Below are 18394 nucleotides of genomic sequence, written 5' to 3'. Positions count from 1 at the left end.
GTTTTATTGAATTTTAAAGTTATCGTATTGTACTTCTTGCCATTTGTTATCTTTCAATTTGCTTAAATAGTTTTGGTACTTTTTTTCAACATCCGCTTTTCTTTCATTACTTAAATCATTTTTTTCGGCATAGTTTTTAAGAAAGAACGTATTGTTATTTGATAGGTCTATCAAATATTTAAAATCCATAGACTTGGCATAGTTAAGATTGTAATGTGTTATATAACTATCCCAATTAATCGTACTAGAAATCATTAATATGGTAAAAGCAGTTAAAGTGTTTATTCTAAATAAATACCAAAAGTTTTTTATATGTTTTACTTTAATAGCCGTTGTAAATAAACCTATTATTGTAAGTAGTAAGTAAATTAAAACGCCAATACGTTTATAGGTAAAACCAAAATAATAGATATATTGACAATCTTTAATTACAATATTAATGACTAACATAATATTGAGTGCGATCCAAGTATACGTTACTGTTTTTAGGTTTTTATTAGCTTTATAAAAGTTTAAATTTCCTCTAAAAAAGTATAGTATAATTATTATGGCTATTACTATAGAAGCAATCAATGCATTAATACCACTATGTACTTGATTTGAAAAAGTGGGCGCTCTAAAATCTGTAGTAGATATTAAATACGTAATATCGGTAATAAGAAAAAAGGCGATTAATACATTTAGTAAAACTATAAGAATAAGACCAAATTGATTTTCTTTTTTTAGATTTTCTATAATCAACTCTCTTTTTTTAGTTAATATGTTTCCTGTACTTAAATCGTAAGATGTAGCTGGATCTACTTCTACTGGTTTCGAAATGTTACTGAATAAATAATAACCCAAAACAGATAATAAGATCCATTGTAAGTTTATAAAGCTAAAGTCAATTTTAGAAATAAGATTACTAAATATAGGATTTCCATTTTTATATAAGCTGATGAAAACGATAATGACTATTAATGGAATGCCAATTATTTTTGCTAAATGCAGATAATCAAGTTCTTGTTTAGATATTTTTTCATCTTTGTTAGTAACATTAAGTTTTCGATGAAAAAAACCAGCTATAAATGAGTAGAGTCCATTTATCCAATTTATGTAAATGGATGAATTTTGCTCACAAACATTACCTATTAATGTGAAAAACGCAACGGTATTTGATATTATTGATAAGTTGGAATTATAGACGAATACCGTTATTGCAGTTATTAAATATATAAGACTAAAAACTATGGTACTCTTTTGTTTAAACGCTAATTTATTATATATAATTAGGATGATAATTGTAATAAAACTGAATATACTTAAGTTTAAGCCTGTGTCTTGTTTGTAAAAAAGGGTGCTAAATAAAATAGCAGAAATAATAAGGGGGATGTTTTTCATAATGCTTGTTTTTTATATCTATTTGTATTGTAGTTTGATTATTTCAATTTGAGCTTTTGAAAATATGGCTTGTCTAAAATCTTCTATTGATATTTTTAAAAGTTTTTTATAATCGTAGTGATGAAATATGTTTGCGTTTTTTCCAATACGATATGATTTGTAGTAATATTTAAAGTATTCAGGGAGTATAATGCTTCCTAGAATAATAGGACCGAATATGTATAGGCTTCTTTTTCCATTGCCAAAGCAAAGGAATTGTAAGGCAATTTCATCTTCAACTTTAGTTCCATATCCTGTTATTATATGATATGCATCGTGTCTTTCTCCTTTAGGGATTAGTTCAAAATTATTGTTGTTTAAGAATATCCCTAAGTGTTTTCCAAACGAATCCTTTGGGTAAGTAAGTAATTCTGTTTTTTTAATTTCCCATGGTATATACTTTCTAAGCATGATTCCATAAATCTTTTGAGATTTATCAAAAAACCATTTAATAATTTGTTTCCTATAATCCATTTTAAAGTACTTTGTTTTTCAAAGTAGATAAATAAAAAAATATCTATTGTTTGTTAATTAATTTTTCGAGTGCATTAATGTGTTTTTTAAATTCCGCTTTTCCTATATTGGTAGCAGAGTAGCGGGTATTGGGTTTTCTTCCTATAAATTGCTTCTCAACTTTAATATATTCTGCTTTTTCTAAGGCTTTAGTGTGACTAGCAAGATTACCGTCTGTAGCACCTAGAAGTTCTTTAAGCATATTAAAATCTGCATATTCATTCACCATTAGAATAGACATGATACCTAATCTAATTCGGTGATCGAATACTTTATTTATATTGGTTATAATACTCACTATAGATAATTCTAAGTTTTAAAATTTTAAATTCAAAGTATACTTAATACAGTTAATTATTTTCTATCATATTTAAAATGCATCCATCCCCCATATATAATATGCATGACTCCAAAGCCTATAACCCATAGCCAAAAACCATATCCAGGAAACAAGGTAGCAATTAAACCAAGTATAATTTGAATAAACCCTAAATAGCGAATATATCCAATACTATATTTTGATGCATTTACCAGAGCTAAGCCGTAAAAAATTAGCATTAAAGCTCCTGTTTGACCGTATTTACCTTGAATTAAAATGATTAAAATATAAAGTCCTCCTGCTATTAAAGGAATTAGAAAATTGAAAACTAAACGTTTTGATGTACTGTCCCAAATTTTGGCTCCGTGTTTTTTTGCTTTTATAGTGGTTAAAATAATACCAGTAGTAATACTAAATAAGGCAACTAAAAAGAGAATTAATAAACACAGTTTGAAAATTGTACCATCTAGAATTAGATATCCTCTTGCAGATGTTCTAACTAACCAGTATGCAACTGCACTTCCAATTAAGGCATAAACCCCAGCAAGTATTCCAGATAAACCACTTAATGATATAAATCGGGATGATTTATTCATCATGTCTTTAATTTCATTAATATCTTTTAAATAATCTTTTGGCTCCATGTAAAAGTACTTTGAAATACAAAGTAAATGAATATTTTTTAAATCGACATCATAAATTTTTGTTAAGTTTGAATTTTATAATTGAACTTATTTAAACGAGTTTATTAAATCTATTGAAAACAGTGAAGCCAGTAGACGAATATTTTATAAATCAAAAAGAACCTTATCAATCTATAATGCTTTATATACGAAGTATTATTCTAGATACGTTACCAGAAGTAGAGGAGAAGTATAGTTATAGAATCCCGTTTTATAACATTGAAAAAAAACCAATGATTTACTTAAATGTTTTAAAAGGAAAGGATTATGTTGATGTCGCTTTTGTACAAGGCATTCTTTTAGAAAAAGATTTTCCTGTCTTAAAAAATGATAATAAACGAAAACAAGTACGTTCTATTCAATTAAAAACTTTAGAAGATTTAGATCATGAAAATTTTGTCAAGCTTTTACATGCTGCTTCAGAGTTATTGAGTAAAAGTAAAAAAGCTTGGCTTATTTAACCCATTTTATGCATTTAACCCATATACTTTTGACTGATATCAATACAATTTTGTCGCTATAAATAATATTGAGATGTTTGATAATAAAAAAGTAGTAGTATATTGAAAATTAGAATGCATAAAATGGGGTAATCTATTTTGATTGTAATTAATTATAATACCCTCAAAATATTTGCTTCTTTATAGTAGTTTTATTTATGATTTGTAAACTAAGGATAGAGAAAAACCAGATTCAGCATTAAAATTACGTCCATTTAATGTTGTAGCAAACCCTAGAGAAAGACCAATAGTTTTTTTGTAAACAGGGGTGTATAGATCAAAGGATAATGAAGTATAATCTACTTCTGTTTCTGGTAAAGCATTAGGACCACCTGCTTTGGCAAATTCTGGAGTACCTATGTCTAAGCCAGATAATGAATTCTGAATTCCCAATTTAGTATGTACATATATCCAATCATTAAAATACCCAATTTTTACGATATGTAATGCCGCATTTGGTATTTCAAAATCACTACTATTTCTATCACTATAACCTGTTTGTAGTTCTGCAAATACATTAAAAGGACTTGTGTAATGAGCTATAGCAATAAAATCTATAGTTGTTGCTCTATTACCTATAGATAATACTCCACTAGCTTCATAATCACTAATAGGGATGTTGATACCAGCAGAAGCACCTAATGTTAATTTAGAAGCGCCTTTTAAAGTTTTTTCATAGGCTTTAGCCTTAAGTGTTACTCCTAAATCTTGAACACCTTCTACTAAATTTTTATTTTGTATGGGATCTACTCCAGTTTCGCTTTTAATAGAAATATAAGGAACACTTGCTACTGTAGAGAGCCAATCCGAAATACCATATTCACCATATAAATTAACAATTGATGAGGTTATTTTTCCTAAATTAGCGGGAGTGTTATCACTTAATGTAGTACCTCTGTAAAATTTGTTGTAACTTTTAAATGAATAGCCAGATGCTATTGATAACTCATTTTTTTTTGCATAAAATCCACTAACTGGTGATTGAGAATAAACAATAGCTGATACTAGAAAAAAAACTTTGGCTATAATTTTTTTATACTTTTTTGACATAATTTTGTAAGTTATTAATTAATAATAAGATTTAAAATATTTATTATTTGTGCGAAATTAATCTCGTTTTTTTTTTGAAAATGTTTTACATCTAACATTTTGTAATATTTTTTATAAATAGGTATACGAATAATAGTATGTAAGAACCTTATATTGATTGTTTTATACTTTTTAAAAAGTTTGAGTTTTGAGGAGGATTTTTAAGAATAATAAGTTTTCTTTCTAGAGAAATAGTAGATTTTGAAGTATTGTAGGAGAGAATAATTATAAACGTGTGAAAATGTTCTTTTAGAACATAAGAAAAGAAGAGAAAGTGTATTATAAAAATTGAGCACAAAATAGTAAACTTATATCATTCTTGAAGAAGTGTTAAATTTTTGGTAAGTTACTTTGTTCTATGTAAACTGTATCTGTATTATTGTAAGATATTACTGCGACTACTATATAAGTGTCGTCGTCTAATTTATCATTAATTTCTTTTATGTATAGTTCTGGTGTTTTTGGTTATCATCTTTATCTTGGTTAGTAGAATAGATGTTTTCCTATCATAAGAAAAAATAATAGGAAATAAAGTTAGGGTGTGTTATTTGGTAAGTAGGTATACTTAAATTTTAAAAATACCTCCAAAAGATACAACACGTTGTAAATAAAAGAAATGTTGTGAAGCACTTTCGGCTGTATTGCTAGTAGTTCTTATATCTGGCATATTTATATAACCTCCTTTTAAATCTAGTTGCATAAAAAAGTGTTTAAAAAATGTTAGGTTAAGGCCTGCATGAGCAGAAATACCATAACCAGATAAGTGAAACTCATCATATCTGTCTTTTTGTAATAGCGTTGTATTCGATTTTGGTAACAAAAATCCACCAGCTAAACCTTCAGTCATATTTACTTGAAATTTATCTGTATTTTGAATACTGAATAGTTTAGAAATATCATCATATCTAGAAAATTCGGTATAGACATAGTTTAAACCATTAGTATGTTCAAATTTTAAAAAATCTTCTGACACAAAAAAGTTTTCATTATTATAAGTACCATTGTATATTGAGCCTTCTTCAGTGTTTGGTAAATTAATAAAACCATCAACAGTTTTAAACCTGTTTCTATTCATAACATATTTCATATGATCTATGCCTAGTGATATGGTGTAATTATCCGAAATAAAATAACCTACTTTAACATTAGTTTGAGGTATCGTTATTCTTGTTGGATTTATATAATCTACATGCCATCCCTTAGGTTTGTCTCTAGCAGAAGCATCTTTTATTGTAAAATCATAATCTTTTCCTTTAAACCTTATATTAGATTTTGAATATGCTTCTCTATTTCCACCCCAACTTATAAAGAATTTACCTTTGTTAGATGAAGTGTATTTTTTAGAATTTATATCTTGGGCTATTGAGTTAAAAGAAAGTAAAGAGAGAGTTATACCTAATAGTATAGGTTTAATAGTAAAGTATTTCATTTAAGGTGAAAAAATTAAGGGTGCTTAAAGAGTATTTATTGCTTTTCTAATTGTAACTAAATTAGATAAGAGAGATTCTAAATTATCTAAATGAAGCATATTAGCTCCATCACTTTTTGCATTTGCAGGGTCGAAATGAGTTTCTATAAATAGTCCATCTACATTATTAACAACTCCTGCTCTGGCAACAGTTTCTATCATATCGGGCCTACCTCCAGTAACACCAATAGTTTGGTTAGGTTGTTGTAGTGAATGAGTAACATCTAAAACAGTAGGAGCATATTCACGCATAGTAGGAATTCCTCGAAAATCAACAATCATATCTTGGTAACCAAACATAGTACCTCTATCTGTTATCCAAGCTTTATTATTACCAGAATCTTTAACCTTTTGTACAGCATGTTTCATGGCTTCTGGGCTCATAAATTGTCCTTTTTTTAAATTTACCACTTTACCTGTTTCTGCAGCAGCAACAACTAAATCTGTTTGTCTTACTAGAAAAGCAGGAATTTGCAGAACATCAACATACTGAGCTGCTAGTACAGCATCACTAACTTCATGAATATCAGTTACAGTAGGGATATCAAAAGTTTCAGATACTTTTTTTAGAATTTTTAAAGCTTTTTCATTACCAATTCCAGTAAAACTATCGATTCTACTTCTATTTGCTTTTTTAAAACTTCCTTTAAAAACATAAGGAATTTCTAATTTGTTTGTAATCGTAACTACTTGTTCAGCAATACGTAATGCCATGTCTTCGCTTTCAATAGCACAGGGACCACATAGTAGAAAAAAGTTGTTTGAATTGGTGTGTTTTATTTTGGGAACTTCGTTAAGGTTCATATGCTTTAAAATTTAAGCTGCAAATGTAATCATTTTAAAAAATTATATGCCTTAAATGTTTCTAATAGCAAAAGTAATTATAGTATTTCTTAAAAATAGACGTAATACAAAGATCCCTTATTATTTAGAGCTTAATTAGTTTTCGTACTGTATTTTTATTTAGAGTTAAAAAATAAACACCTTTTGACAGATTATTAACAGCTATTTTAAATGTACCATTGTTTCCTGAAGTTGTTCCAGTTATAATTAATTGTCCTGTAGAAGAGATTAATGTATAATTTAAGTTACTAGAATCGAGTGAGGTTTTTATAAAAAGAACATCATTCACAGGGTTAGGGTAGGTTGTGAAATTAGATGCAACAATTTTTTCATTTGATAATGAGTTGTTTAAGGCAAATACTTGAGTCCAATAATGACGATAATTAGCATTACTATTAAAACCGTATCCAATACCCATTTCGTTTATATTTGGATTAAGTATGTTGTCGAGATGTCCAGCGCTATTTACCCATTGGTCAAAGGTATTTTTAACAGAACTATTACCTGCTGCAATGTTTTCACCTCTAGGACTTCCAGAATAACCTGTTTTAAAAATACGATCAGAAAAAGATGAGCCATTTAAGCCATCATGATCAAAATAATTATTGTCTGCCATATCTTTAGAATGATTTTTTGCAGATAGATTAAGCTTATTATTTAAGTAAACAGGTGTACGATTATTTTTGGCTCTTAAATTATTAACTAATTGAAGCATTTCTTGTGCTTGTGCTTTAGTTTGAGCATTATTTTTTAAAGCAAACAGCATAAAAGACATTAAGATAAAGATAGTTGAGGTTTTCAAAATTGTAGGTTTTAGGGGGTAATTAATAGTTATGAATATATTTACGGTTTAAGTACGAAAAAAGACTATTAGGTTTTAATCAAGTAGAATTCTCTCAGGATGTTTTGCTTTTGCAGCATGATGATAAATACATAGCCTACGTTTTTTATTTAGAATATTTCAATAAATCTACATAACAAAAAACATTAAGATTACTAGACAGTTTAAGGTTGTAGTCGTTTTTTAGAAACTTAAAACAAGCAGGTATTATGTGAACAGGTAGGTTTTTAAAAAGAAGATGAAAAAAATATTTTTAGGTAAAGGAAAAGCAGAACATGAAAAGATGTTAAATATTTTCTTTCAAACTATTTCTTATCATCCATAATGCCATTACAAAGTTTACAATAACAAAAATTCCTCCACAAAACATAAACTGTTTAATCTGGATTGATAATGATATAATATTAAAAATATCTGATAGATAAGCTAATATAATATATGATGATAAACACACAAAGGTAATACCTAAAACAAAATTTAATTTTTTATTAGGTTTAAAAAGTTGCCATAAAAAGGGAACTGCAAATAATAAAATAGGGTAAGCAGTAATTCCTTCGTTTTTGTTTACTACGATAAACCAATATCCAGTAATAGCTATAAAATATAAGTACGGAGTAAACTTTGCGTATCTTTGAAATAAAGTCATAGTTAATACCTTTTTTGATAGTTGATAGATTAAAGTATTAGTTGTTTTTTTATACTAAAACTAACAATATTTATGTATAAAAACTATAATTGATTTTTATTATAGTAAATTTTTAACTAAATTATAAAATAACACTTACCTTTGCACGCTTAAAATAAGGCACTATTATGGCTAATATTAAAAACATTGCAATTATTGCACACGTAGATCATGGTAAAACTACTTTGGTTGATAAGATTATGTATCATTGTCAGTTATTTCGTGAAAACGAGAATACTGGTGATTTAATACTAGATAACAACGATTTAGAAAGAGAAAGAGGAATTACTATTACCTCAAAAAATGTTTCTGTAATATATAAAGATACAAAAATTAATATTATAGATACACCTGGTCACGCCGATTTTGGTGGAGAAGTAGAGCGTGTACTTAACATGGCTGATGGTGTTTTATTATTAGTAGATGCTTTTGAAGGACCTATGCCGCAAACGCGTTTTGTACTTCAAAAAGCAATCGATTTAGGTTTAAAACCATGTGTGGTTGTAAATAAAGTAGATAAAGAAAACTGTACTCCAGACGAAGTACATGAAAAAGTTTTCGATTTAATGTTTGAATTAGGTGCAGAAGAGTGGCAGCTAGATTTTCCAACAGTTTATGGTTCAGCCAAAAATAATTGGATGAGCGATGATTGGAAAAATGAAACAGAAAACATAGAACCATTGTTAAATATGGTTATAGATCATATTCCTGAACCAAAAATTGAAGAAGGAACAACACAAATGTTAATAACATCATTAGATTTTTCTTCTTTTACAGGAAGAATAGCTATTGGGCGTTTAACTAGAGGTGAACTTAAAGTTGGTCAGAATATTTCTTTAGTTAAAAGAGATGGTAGTATCGTAAAATCTAAAATAAAAGAGCTTCATGTTTTTGAAGGTTTAGGACGTAAGAAAGTAGAAGAAGTTCAAACTGGAGATATTTGTGCAATTGTTGGTTTAGAAGGTTTTGAAATTGGTGATACTGTTGCCGATTGGGAAAATCCTGAAGGATTAAAAACTATTGCTATTGATGAGCCTACTATGAGTATGCTGTTTACTATTAACGATTCACCTTTCTTTGGTAAAGATGGAAAATTTGTAACATCTCGACATATTAAAGAGCGTTTAACCAAGGAGCTAGAGAAAAATTTAGCGCTTAGAGTAAACGAAACTGATAGTGCAGATAAGTTTATGGTTTTTGGACGTGGTGTATTACACTTATCGGTTTTAATAGAAACGATGCGTCGTGAAGGTTATGAGCTTCAAATAGGACAACCTCAGGTAATTATAAAAGAAGTTGACGGTATAAAATGTGAACCTGTTGAAGAAATGACTATAGATTTACCAGAAACAGTATCAGGTAAAGCTATAGAAATGGTAACGATGCGAAAAGGAGAAATGCTTAGTATGGAAGCAAAAGGTGAGCGTATGGTTTGTGAGTTTATAATTCCGTCTAGAGGAATTATAGGTTTAAGAAATCAGTTACTTACAGCTACAGCTGGCGAGGCTATTATGGCACACCGTTTTAAAGAATACCAACCGTTAAAAGGAGGTATTCCAGAACGTCAAAATGGTAGTTTAGTGTCTATGGAAAAAGGACAAGCTATTCCTTATTCTATTGATAAATTACAAGATAGAGGTAAGTTTTTCGTTGATCCAGGAGAAGATATTTATGAAGGACAGGTTATTGGAGAAAATTCTCGTGGAGATGATATGTCTGTTAATGTAACTAAAACTAAAAAATTAAGTAACGTACGTTCATCAGGAGCAGATGATAAAGCTAAAATAGTACCTGCTATTAAATTTTCTTTAGAGGAAGCTTTAGAATATATTCAAAAAGATGAATATGTAGAGGTTACTCCAAATCATTTAAGATTACGTAAAATTTATTTAACTGAAGTAGAACGTAAACGAAACAAGTCAATATAACAAAGATGGAATTCTTTGGGATTTCATGGATAGAATGGGTAGGGTATTTAGCGATGGCTACTGTACTATTATCATTTTTAATGAAATCGGTTATTAAATTACGAATAGTAAACAATTTAGGTTGTTTACTATTCGTGTTTTATGGCTTTCTTTTTCAACCAATTTCAAAACCCATAATTATTACTAACATAACTATATTTAGTATTAATTTATATTACCTCCTTAAAAAGAAATCTTGATCTCCTCTGTATCTGTATGTCTAGTCTTACGTTTTTTAAGATAATAAACTAGCACTAAATGATTTTGTATATTTGGTTTCTTTTAGATGAAAAATGAAAGAATAATATATTCTTTTCAGCGTTTATGGTATGCACATTACAATTTTAAAAAATAGGCCGAGTTGGTAAAGAAAATTCATATTAATTGAAAAAATTAATAGATTATATAAATAGTAAGGTTTTAGCTAAAATAGCTTCGTTACAAACAGCTTCTGTATTAACTAGAATAATTGCAGGATTATTGACTTCAAAAGCTATTGCAGTATTTATTGGAGCGGAAGGATTAGCTTTAATAGCGAATTTGCGTAATTTCGTGAATTCTTTCCAAACTATAGCTACACATGGTTTTTATAAAGGTGTTGTAAAATATGTTTCAATATTTAAAGAAGACACTGTACAATTAAGTAAAACACTATCTACGGTTTTTTATACTGGATTCATCTCTACTATAAGTATATCATTTCTTTGTTATTTCAATGCAGAACTCATAAATAATATAATATTTCCTACTTATAATGATTATGCTTATGTCATCCAAATTTTTGCCATAGTACTTCCTTTTTATTCTTTAAATATGTTTTCATTTTCAATAATGAATGGTTTTTCAAAGTATAAAATACTTATCATTATTAATATTATTGGGCAAATATTAAGTGTCTCAATAGCTTTGCTTTTAATTTACCAAGATAAGTTAGATGGAGCATTAATATCTGCTGTTATAGCAGAATCATTAATATTTCTGATTACATTGGTTGGCATTATTAATAGACGTAGTTTAGTGCCCCTTATAAAGGTTAATAGTGTTAGCTTGGGTTTTTTAAAAAAAATAAGCGCCTATTCATTAATGGCGCTCTTTACAGCTGTCTTATTACCATTTGTTGTTATTGCGATTAGATCTTATATTATGGAAAATATAGGTTATAAAGATGCAGGTTTTTGGGTAGCTATGACTAGAATATCTAAATACTATTTAATGTTAATTAGTTCTTTAATAGCGTTGTATATTTTACCGCGTTTTTCTGAGATTACTGATACTAAGGAATTTAAAAAAGAAGTATTTAGCTTTTATAAAACTATAATTCCCATTTTAGTGGTAGCTTTATTTATAATATATTTATTAAGAAAGTATATCATATTAGTCATATTTACTAATGAATTTTTACCAGTGGAAGACTTGTTCGTATGGCAATTATTAGGCGATTTTGTTAAGATTTTATCAATTGTTATTGCATACCAATTTTTAGCTAAAAAAATGTTTTGGCATTATATTTTAACTGAGGCTTTTTTAGTTATAATTTTATACACAACAAGCATTTATTTTATCAATCTGTTTGATAATGTTAAAGGTGCTGTTATTGCTCATTTTGTGAGTTATATAATGTATTATGGTATAATTTTACTTATTTTTGGGAGTTCTCTTTTTTGTTTAGAAAGCGAAAAGGACTAAATTACTTTTAATTAATTTACTTACCCAGCTGAATTATTGAATATACCAAGTTTCATAAAGAATAATTTGTTATTAAAAGTGACTTCAGCTAATACATTATTGGTTTTAGTCAGAATGGGATTTGCTTTGATTTCTCAAAAAGCTTTAGCTATTTTAATTGGAGCAGAAGGAATTGCACTAGTAGGTAATTTAAAAAATGTAATTGCTTTTTTTGGACAGTTTTCTATTTTAGGAACTTCTAATGGGCTAGTGAAATATATTTCTGAAAATAGAGATGATAAAAAACAGCTTAATAATTTATTTTCAACTGTGTTTGTTTTTAGTATTTTTGCGGCTTTAGTTTCGTTTGTAATTTTATTCTTTTTATCGGATACTTTTAATGATATCATTTTTGGCACAGATAAAAACTATGCTTATATATTTAAAATCTTATCGTTCATAATCCCTTTTATGGCAGTCAATGCTATTTTAAGTTCTTTATTAAACGGTATTTCTGCTTATAAGTTATACTCAAAAACGGTATTAAGTACAATTATAGTAAGTACATTTTTAATTGTGCTTTTAACCTTCAATAAAGGATTGAAGGGTAGTTTGTTAGCTATTAGTGTAATTCCTTTAATACAGTTTATAAGCTACCTTAGTTTCTTCTCAAAAAGGCATAAAGCGTATATTAATTTAAAAGAGCTGTTCTCATTCAATTTGAGTTTTAAAAAACAATTATTGTCTTATAGTGTTATGTCAGTTGTTGTTATATTATTTATTAATATAACAGATATAGCTATAAGAAACTTAATAGAAAATAGAATTAGTATGCGAGAAGCTGGTTATTGGACGGCAATGACATCTATTTCTAAAACTTACATGCAATTTTTAGCAGCAATATTTCCTTTATACATATTGCCTCAATACGCTAAGATTAATACAACCTTTGACTTTAGAAAAGAGGTTAAAAAAATCTATAAATTGTTATTACCTTTAATTATTATGGGAATGGTATTTATCTACCTTTTTAGGGATTTAATAATTAAAGGCCTTTTTACAGACCAATTTTTAGATATGACTAGTTTATTTAAATGGCAATTAATAGGTGATTTAATAAAGTTTATTTCTATAGTTTTATCTTATCAGTTTTTAGCAAAAAAACAAATGACTTATTTTGTTTTTACTGAAATATTATCAGTTTTACTCTTTTATTGTTTTTCAGTTTATTTTATAGATATTTACGGTACTGAGGGCATTGTTATTGCTCACTTTGTTCGCTATGTTTTATATTTTATGGTTGTAGGTTATATTTTAAGACATAGTTTTATAGGAGAGAATAGAAGTTTATAAAGAGTATTAATATGTGTATCGATGACAGAATCTCAAGCTAATAATTTAACGCTAGAAATATTAATCTCCACAATGAACCGGGTTTCATTGTCTTTCTTAGAGGACATGTTTCTTTATAATAAAATAGAAGATTTAAATATTCTTATTATAAATCAAACAGAAAAAGGGCGCGAGTTAATTTCAGAGTTTAAAAATATAAGAGTCATAAATTCTTATGATAAAGGACTCTCGAAAAGTAGAAATTTAGCCATTAAGAATGCAACAGGAAGTATATGTTTAATAGCAGATGATGATGTTGAATATGTTGAAAATTTTCAAGAAATAATTATTGATACTTTTTGTCGTTTAAAAGATGTTTCAATAGTTGAGTTTAAAATTGATACATTTACAGGGGAAAATTATAAAAACTATTCAAAAAAATCAAGAAAACTTTCTAAGAAGAGATATATAAGAGGGGTGTCATCAATTGAAATAGCTTTTAAAAGAGAAGATATTATAAAAAATAATATTGCATTTAATTCTTTTTTTGGTTTAGGTAGTTTCTTCCCTTCTGGAGAAGAATATTTGTTTTTAAAAGAAGTTTTAAATAAAAATTTAAGAATTTATTTTGAAAATCGAGTTATAGTTAGGCACTCTATAGAACGCTCTACAAGTAATGTTAGAAGTGACGATTTTATAAAAACACAGGCTGCTTTATATTTTATCGATTATAAAATCTTTAGTTATTTATTTTTGTTAAAACTTATTTTTTTTCTTTTAAGAAAAAGAAGAATTTTTTTTAAGGATATACTATATAAGTATACTGTTGGAGTTAAGGGAATTGATGAATATAAGGAATTAAAAGGGCGATATGCGAATAGATAAAGTGTTTTTAAGGTATCTTATACTTATAATAGTTGCATTCATATTCGAATGCATATTTAATCAAATAGCTTTAAATATTATTTATAATTTAATTGAAAATATTTTTTTTGCTATAACACTTATTTGTCCATTGTATCTTTTTACTAATAATAATAATAAAAGATTCAGTATATATTATTTTGCCTTTTCCTTTTTAATTTTTTCAATAAGTATTTATTTTGAAACTGTTTATTATTACCTTTTTAAGACTCCTTTTAGTGCTTCAGCTATTTTTGTAGCCTTAGATTCTAATTTGGAAGAAACGAAAGAATTTATCGATTTTTATGTAGATATACCTATAAGTCTTTTTACTTTTTTAATATTCGTTATTACTAGCATTGTTATTTTTCGAATAAATAAAATAAGCCTAATAAATACAGTTGTTAAGAACATTAATCGTTTTAAAGTAATGGGTTTATTGATTGGTATCCTTATCTTTTTAAAGTTTTCTAAATTAATTGTATTTAATGTACCATATTTGATGGTAAAATCAAATATAGAATATTATATAGAGTCTAAAAAATTAGGAGATTATAAAGAAAATAAAAATGGAGATTTTCATAATATTTATAAAAGGCCATCTAAAGAAGAACAAGAAGTTTTTGTTATAATAGTTGGAGAATCTACATCTCGAACTCATCTGGGACTTTATAATTATTATAGAGAAACAACGCCAGAACTTATAAAACGAAAAGAAGAGCTATTAATTTACAAAGATGTTATTAGTCCACATGCTTTTACTGTTGGGGCACTTACTAAAATATTAACTTTGGGAAATTATGAAAACCCAGAGAAAATATCAGAGGGTTCCATTATTCAGTTGATTAATAGTGTAGGGTATGAAACATATTGGTTGTCAAACCAAAGACCTATAGGACCTTACGAGAGTATGATAACAAAAATTAGCTTGTCCGCGAAGAATTATAAGTTTTTAACAACTACTATAGCAGGTAATAGTAAGGTTTTAGACGGAGAACTCTTAAATGAATTTAATGAAGTTATAAATAATGATGTAAAGAAAAAAGTGATTTTTATTCATTTAATGGGAACGCATCATCATTATAAAAATAGATATCCAGAAGAGTTTAATCAGTTTCATGAAGAACCAGTTACGGATTTTAGATCGGAAGAAAACTTTACTAAGATAAATCATTACGATAATGCGATTTTATATAACGATTTCTTAGTATCTAGTGTTATTAAGAAATTAGATAGCTTAAATACAAAGAGTTTTGCACTTTATTTTTCAGATCATGGAGAAGAAATGTTTGATGATATAAATATGGCAGGACATAATGAAGATATTTATTCTCAAAAAATGTTTGAAATTCCATTTTTTGTTTGGCAATCTAAAAAATATAAAAAAGAAAAAAAAATACCATTTGTTGAAGATAGAAAATATATGATTGATGATTTATTTCATTCTATAGCAGATTTATTAGATATTAAGGCAAATGAAGTGGAATACACTCGAAGTATTTTTAATGAACATTTTAAAGAACGAAAGCGGGTGGTAAAAGATACAGTAAATTACGATACTTTTTTTAATTAATAATATTTGTTAAGATAGAAAGAGTTATAATTTTAAGTTAATTGATAGACAAATGATTTGATATATTATTATGGATTATAGTATGCATTTTATAGATTTGACGAAAGAAAACAATAGCTTGTACTAAGTTGTAGGCATTTAAAAAACATAAAAAGAATAAATAAAATTGAAAGTTTTTAATAAAAGTATTAATATCTATGACTTAATTTATATTTCAATATATGTTATTATAGGTGTTCTAGTAATTAATAAAGAAATTGTTTATTATCCAGATAGCTATACTTTTTTGTATATGGCTTTTAATCATAGTCCTGTTTATTGTATCTTTCTTAAGATTTTTACAAGTATTTTTGATAGCAATTTTGCATTCCCATTAAAATTAGTCCAGTATTCAATTATTGCTTATGGTGTTAGTTTTTTGATAAAAACATTAAAAAATATTTTTAATATAGCTTTTTTGGGCTTTATTTTTTTGCAATTAATATGCTTAGCACCTTGTGTTTATTTACATTTTTTAGGAAATACCATTTTATCTGAAGCTTTAACTTATCCATTTTTTTTAATCATTTTTAGTTATGCATTAAAAATGTTTATTGAAGAGGATCTAAAGTATATTTATAAAATTAGTTTATTACTAATTGTTATTATTTTAACGAGAGGGCAGTTTATAGTTTTAATACCAGTATTATTAATAATTGTAGCATATTTAATATTTAAAAGTAAATCCTTGATTAAAAATTTTAAATTTTTAATCATTTTAATAACACTTCCTTTTATAACTAGTTTATCAGAAAGAATTTATAATAAAATTGTATTTGGTCATTTTGTAAATAATGCAATGAATTATGTGCATTTGATAAGCTCACCATTTTATATTTCTAATGAAAGTGATATAGATTTGTTTACAGAAAAAGAAGAAAGGGTGTATTTTAAAATGGTCCATAAAAGCTTAAAAGAAGCCCAGTTAACACGCAATCAAAGCTTAAATAATGGTAATGATGATGCTTATTTTTATCGAGATAATTTTACTAAGATATGTAATAAAAGAATTTATAAATTGGGACTGAATTTTTATAAGGATAAAGGACTTGACTTTAATAGTCAAAATATAGCTTTAAATAGATTGTGTTCTAAAATAATCTTCCCCTTGGTTAATAAAAATTTTAAAAGTTGGATCACACTTTTTTTTAAAAATCTAAAAAATTCGTTTGGATCATTTAAACAAATGCTTTTATTCCTTATGTTGTTAGCGTATAGTATGTTTTATTTTTCAAAATTTAATAGAAGTGCTATATATAAATTCATCCTATTAGGAACTCTATTTATGTTTGCAAATAATACGCTTATAGCATTGGTTGTTCATCCTATTAAACGCTATGTTTTCTATTTTGATTGGCTTATTTTTGCGATAATAATAATATTGTTAAATGAATTTTTGAAAAACAAAGAGTTAAATGAGTCTTGAATTATCTATTGTAATGCCATGCTTAAATGAAGCAGAAACTATTGCTATATGTGTAGAAAAGGCTAAGGCTTTTATGCAAAAAAACAATATTAAAGGAGAAGTTGTCATTGGAGATAATGGGAGTACCGATGGTTCACAAGAAATAGCAGAAAAATTAGGGGCTATTGTTATAAATGTTGAAAAAAAGGGTTATGGAAATGCTTCTAGAGGAGCTATTGAAGGTTCCAAAGGAAAGTATATTATTACTGCTGATACTGATGATAGCCATGATATTCTTAATCTTAACCTCTTTATAGAAAAATTAAGAGAAGGATTTGATCTCGTTATGGGAAATCGTTTTAAAGGTGTAACGAATAAAGACTCCATGCCTTTTTTACATCGTTATGTTGGTAATCCCGTATTAACTTTCGTTGGTAATTTGTTTTTTAAAACTAATATTGGAGACTTTCACTGTGGGTTAAGAGGTTTTACAAGAGAGGCATATAATAAAATGGAGTTATCTACCACTGGTATGGAGTTTGCTTCAGAAATTGTTGTAAAAGCATCTATGTTGGATCTTAATATAACAGAAGTGCCAACAACAGTATTTCCTGCGGGAAGAAGTAGAGAGGCTCATTTAAGAACATTTCCAGACGGTTGGAGACATTTAAGATTTTTACTTTTATATAGCCCAAAATGGTTATTCTTAATACCTGGTATATTATTTATGTTAATAGGTATAATAGGAACATTTGTTACCATGTTAAACAATAACAATGAGGCAGCAAGATGGATACCATTGTTCGCTGGTTTGTTTTTAATTAGTTTTCAATTTGTTGTTTTTTACGCGCTAACTAAGATTTACGCAACAAATCATGGGTTAATACCAAGAAAGAAAGGTTATAATAAGCTATTTCTATATTTTACTTTAGAAAGAGGTTTATTAGTTGGGCTGTTTTTTACTATTATAGGATTTGTTTTGTATTACTTAGGGTTTAAAGAAGGTATAGATATAAATCAAACATTAAAAACTATTGTACCGGTAACAATAGTTATGGTACTTGGAATTCAATTAATTTTATTTAGCTTCTTTTTTAGTATTTTAGGTTTGAAAGATGATAGTAATTAAATTTCTTTTATTTATAATTTT

The 18394-nt window shown here is 27.1% G+C and carries 17 protein-coding genes; 8 read left to right on the top strand and 9 right to left on the bottom strand.

Annotated features, from left to right (window positions below; translation table 11 throughout):
- Positions 1-3: 3 nt before the first annotated feature.
- From A8C32_RS17480 to A8C32_RS17465, 4 genes are read right to left on the bottom strand one after another with little or no spacing between them, the layout of a single operon-like run.
- Positions 4-1380: a DUF4153 domain-containing protein gene (locus A8C32_RS17480; RefSeq protein ID WP_069831679.1), complete on the bottom strand. Its 1377-nt coding sequence runs from the start codon at positions 1378-1380 to the stop codon at positions 4-6.
- 18 nt (positions 1381-1398) lie between these two features.
- Entirely contained in the window at positions 1399-1893 is a 495-nt protein-coding gene (locus A8C32_RS17475) for a Coq4 family protein (protein ID WP_069831678.1), read from the bottom strand.
- A 43-nt stretch (positions 1894-1936) separates the two neighbouring features.
- Positions 1937-2230 (bottom strand): winged helix-turn-helix domain-containing protein, encoded by a 294-nt coding sequence (locus tag A8C32_RS17470; protein WP_069831677.1) that lies wholly within the window; start codon positions 2228-2230, stop codon positions 1937-1939.
- Positions 2231-2286: 56 nt separating this feature from the next.
- A complete protein-coding gene (locus tag A8C32_RS17465; protein ID WP_069831676.1) occupies positions 2287-2895 on the bottom strand; it encodes a hypothetical protein in 609 nt (202 codons plus the stop codon).
- Positions 2896-3017: 122 nt separating this feature from the next.
- Between A8C32_RS17465 and A8C32_RS17460 the strand changes: the two genes are divergently transcribed.
- Entirely contained in the window at positions 3018-3395 is a 378-nt protein-coding gene (locus A8C32_RS17460) for a DUF1801 domain-containing protein (RefSeq protein WP_069832087.1), read from the top strand.
- Between the two features lie 195 nt (positions 3396-3590).
- Here the strand turns inward: A8C32_RS17460 and A8C32_RS17455 are convergent, their stop codons facing one another.
- The 5 genes from A8C32_RS17455 to A8C32_RS17435 form a co-directional block, all read right to left on the bottom strand.
- Entirely contained in the window at positions 3591-4484 is an 894-nt protein-coding gene (locus tag A8C32_RS17455) for a transporter (protein WP_069831675.1), read from the bottom strand.
- A gap of 604 nt (positions 4485-5088) precedes the next feature.
- Positions 5089-5952, bottom strand: a complete 864-nt coding sequence (locus tag A8C32_RS17450) for a hypothetical protein (RefSeq protein WP_069831674.1) — start codon at positions 5950-5952, stop codon at positions 5089-5091.
- A gap of 24 nt (positions 5953-5976) precedes the next feature.
- Positions 5977-6795 carry a 3-deoxy-8-phosphooctulonate synthase gene (kdsA, locus tag A8C32_RS17445; RefSeq protein ID WP_069831673.1) on the bottom strand — a complete coding sequence of 273 codons (819 nt, stop codon included), beginning with the start codon at positions 6793-6795 and terminating at the stop codon, positions 5977-5979.
- A gap of 124 nt (positions 6796-6919) precedes the next feature.
- On the bottom strand, positions 6920-7636 hold the full coding sequence (locus tag A8C32_RS17440; RefSeq protein ID WP_123803470.1) for a CAP domain-containing protein: 717 nt from the start codon (positions 7634-7636) through the stop codon (positions 6920-6922).
- 325 nt (positions 7637-7961) lie between these two features.
- Positions 7962-8321, bottom strand: a complete 360-nt coding sequence (locus A8C32_RS17435; protein WP_069831671.1) for a hypothetical protein — start codon at positions 8319-8321, stop codon at positions 7962-7964.
- A gap of 167 nt (positions 8322-8488) precedes the next feature.
- Between A8C32_RS17435 and typA the strand changes: the two genes are divergently transcribed.
- The 7 genes from typA to A8C32_RS17400 all read left to right on the top strand — a co-directional run bounded on the left by typA (position 8489) and on the right by A8C32_RS17400 (position 18373).
- Positions 8489-10288 carry a translational GTPase TypA gene (typA, locus tag A8C32_RS17430; RefSeq protein ID WP_069831670.1) on the top strand — a complete coding sequence of 600 codons (1800 nt, stop codon included), beginning with the start codon at positions 8489-8491 and terminating at the stop codon, positions 10286-10288.
- A gap of 423 nt (positions 10289-10711) precedes the next feature.
- Complete coding sequence (locus tag A8C32_RS17425) at positions 10712-12013, top strand: O-antigen translocase (protein WP_069831669.1); 1302 nt, start codon at positions 10712-10714, stop codon at positions 12011-12013.
- A 78-nt stretch (positions 12014-12091) separates the two neighbouring features.
- Positions 12092-13345: an O-antigen translocase gene (locus tag A8C32_RS17420; protein ID WP_123803468.1), complete on the top strand. Its 1254-nt coding sequence runs from the start codon at positions 12092-12094 to the stop codon at positions 13343-13345.
- Positions 13346-13366: 21 nt separating this feature from the next.
- The gene (locus A8C32_RS17415) at positions 13367-14209 is read left to right on the top strand and encodes a glycosyltransferase family A protein (RefSeq protein WP_069831667.1); all 843 of its coding nucleotides are present in this window, start codon (positions 13367-13369) and stop codon (positions 14207-14209) included.
- On the top strand, positions 14196-15800 hold the full coding sequence (locus A8C32_RS17410) for a phosphoethanolamine transferase (RefSeq protein ID WP_069831666.1): 1605 nt from the start codon (positions 14196-14198) through the stop codon (positions 15798-15800). The genes A8C32_RS17415 and A8C32_RS17410 overlap by 14 nt, the downstream gene beginning before the upstream one ends.
- Positions 15801-15966: 166 nt before the next feature.
- Positions 15967-17265 carry a hypothetical protein gene (locus tag A8C32_RS17405; RefSeq protein ID WP_069831665.1) on the top strand — a complete coding sequence of 433 codons (1299 nt, stop codon included), beginning with the start codon at positions 15967-15969 and terminating at the stop codon, positions 17263-17265.
- Positions 17255-18373 (top strand): glycosyltransferase family 2 protein, encoded by a 1119-nt coding sequence (locus A8C32_RS17400; RefSeq protein ID WP_069831664.1) that lies wholly within the window; start codon positions 17255-17257, stop codon positions 18371-18373. Before A8C32_RS17405 ends, A8C32_RS17400 begins: the two co-directional genes overlap by 11 nt.
- Positions 18374-18394: the final 21 nt, after the last annotated feature.

The sequence above is a fragment of the Flavivirga aquatica genome, assembly GCF_001747085.1.
Classification (GTDB): Bacteria; Bacteroidota; Bacteroidia; order Flavobacteriales; family Flavobacteriaceae; genus Algibacter_C; species Algibacter_C aquatica.
This window is presented reverse-complemented; position numbering and strand designations above follow the sequence as displayed.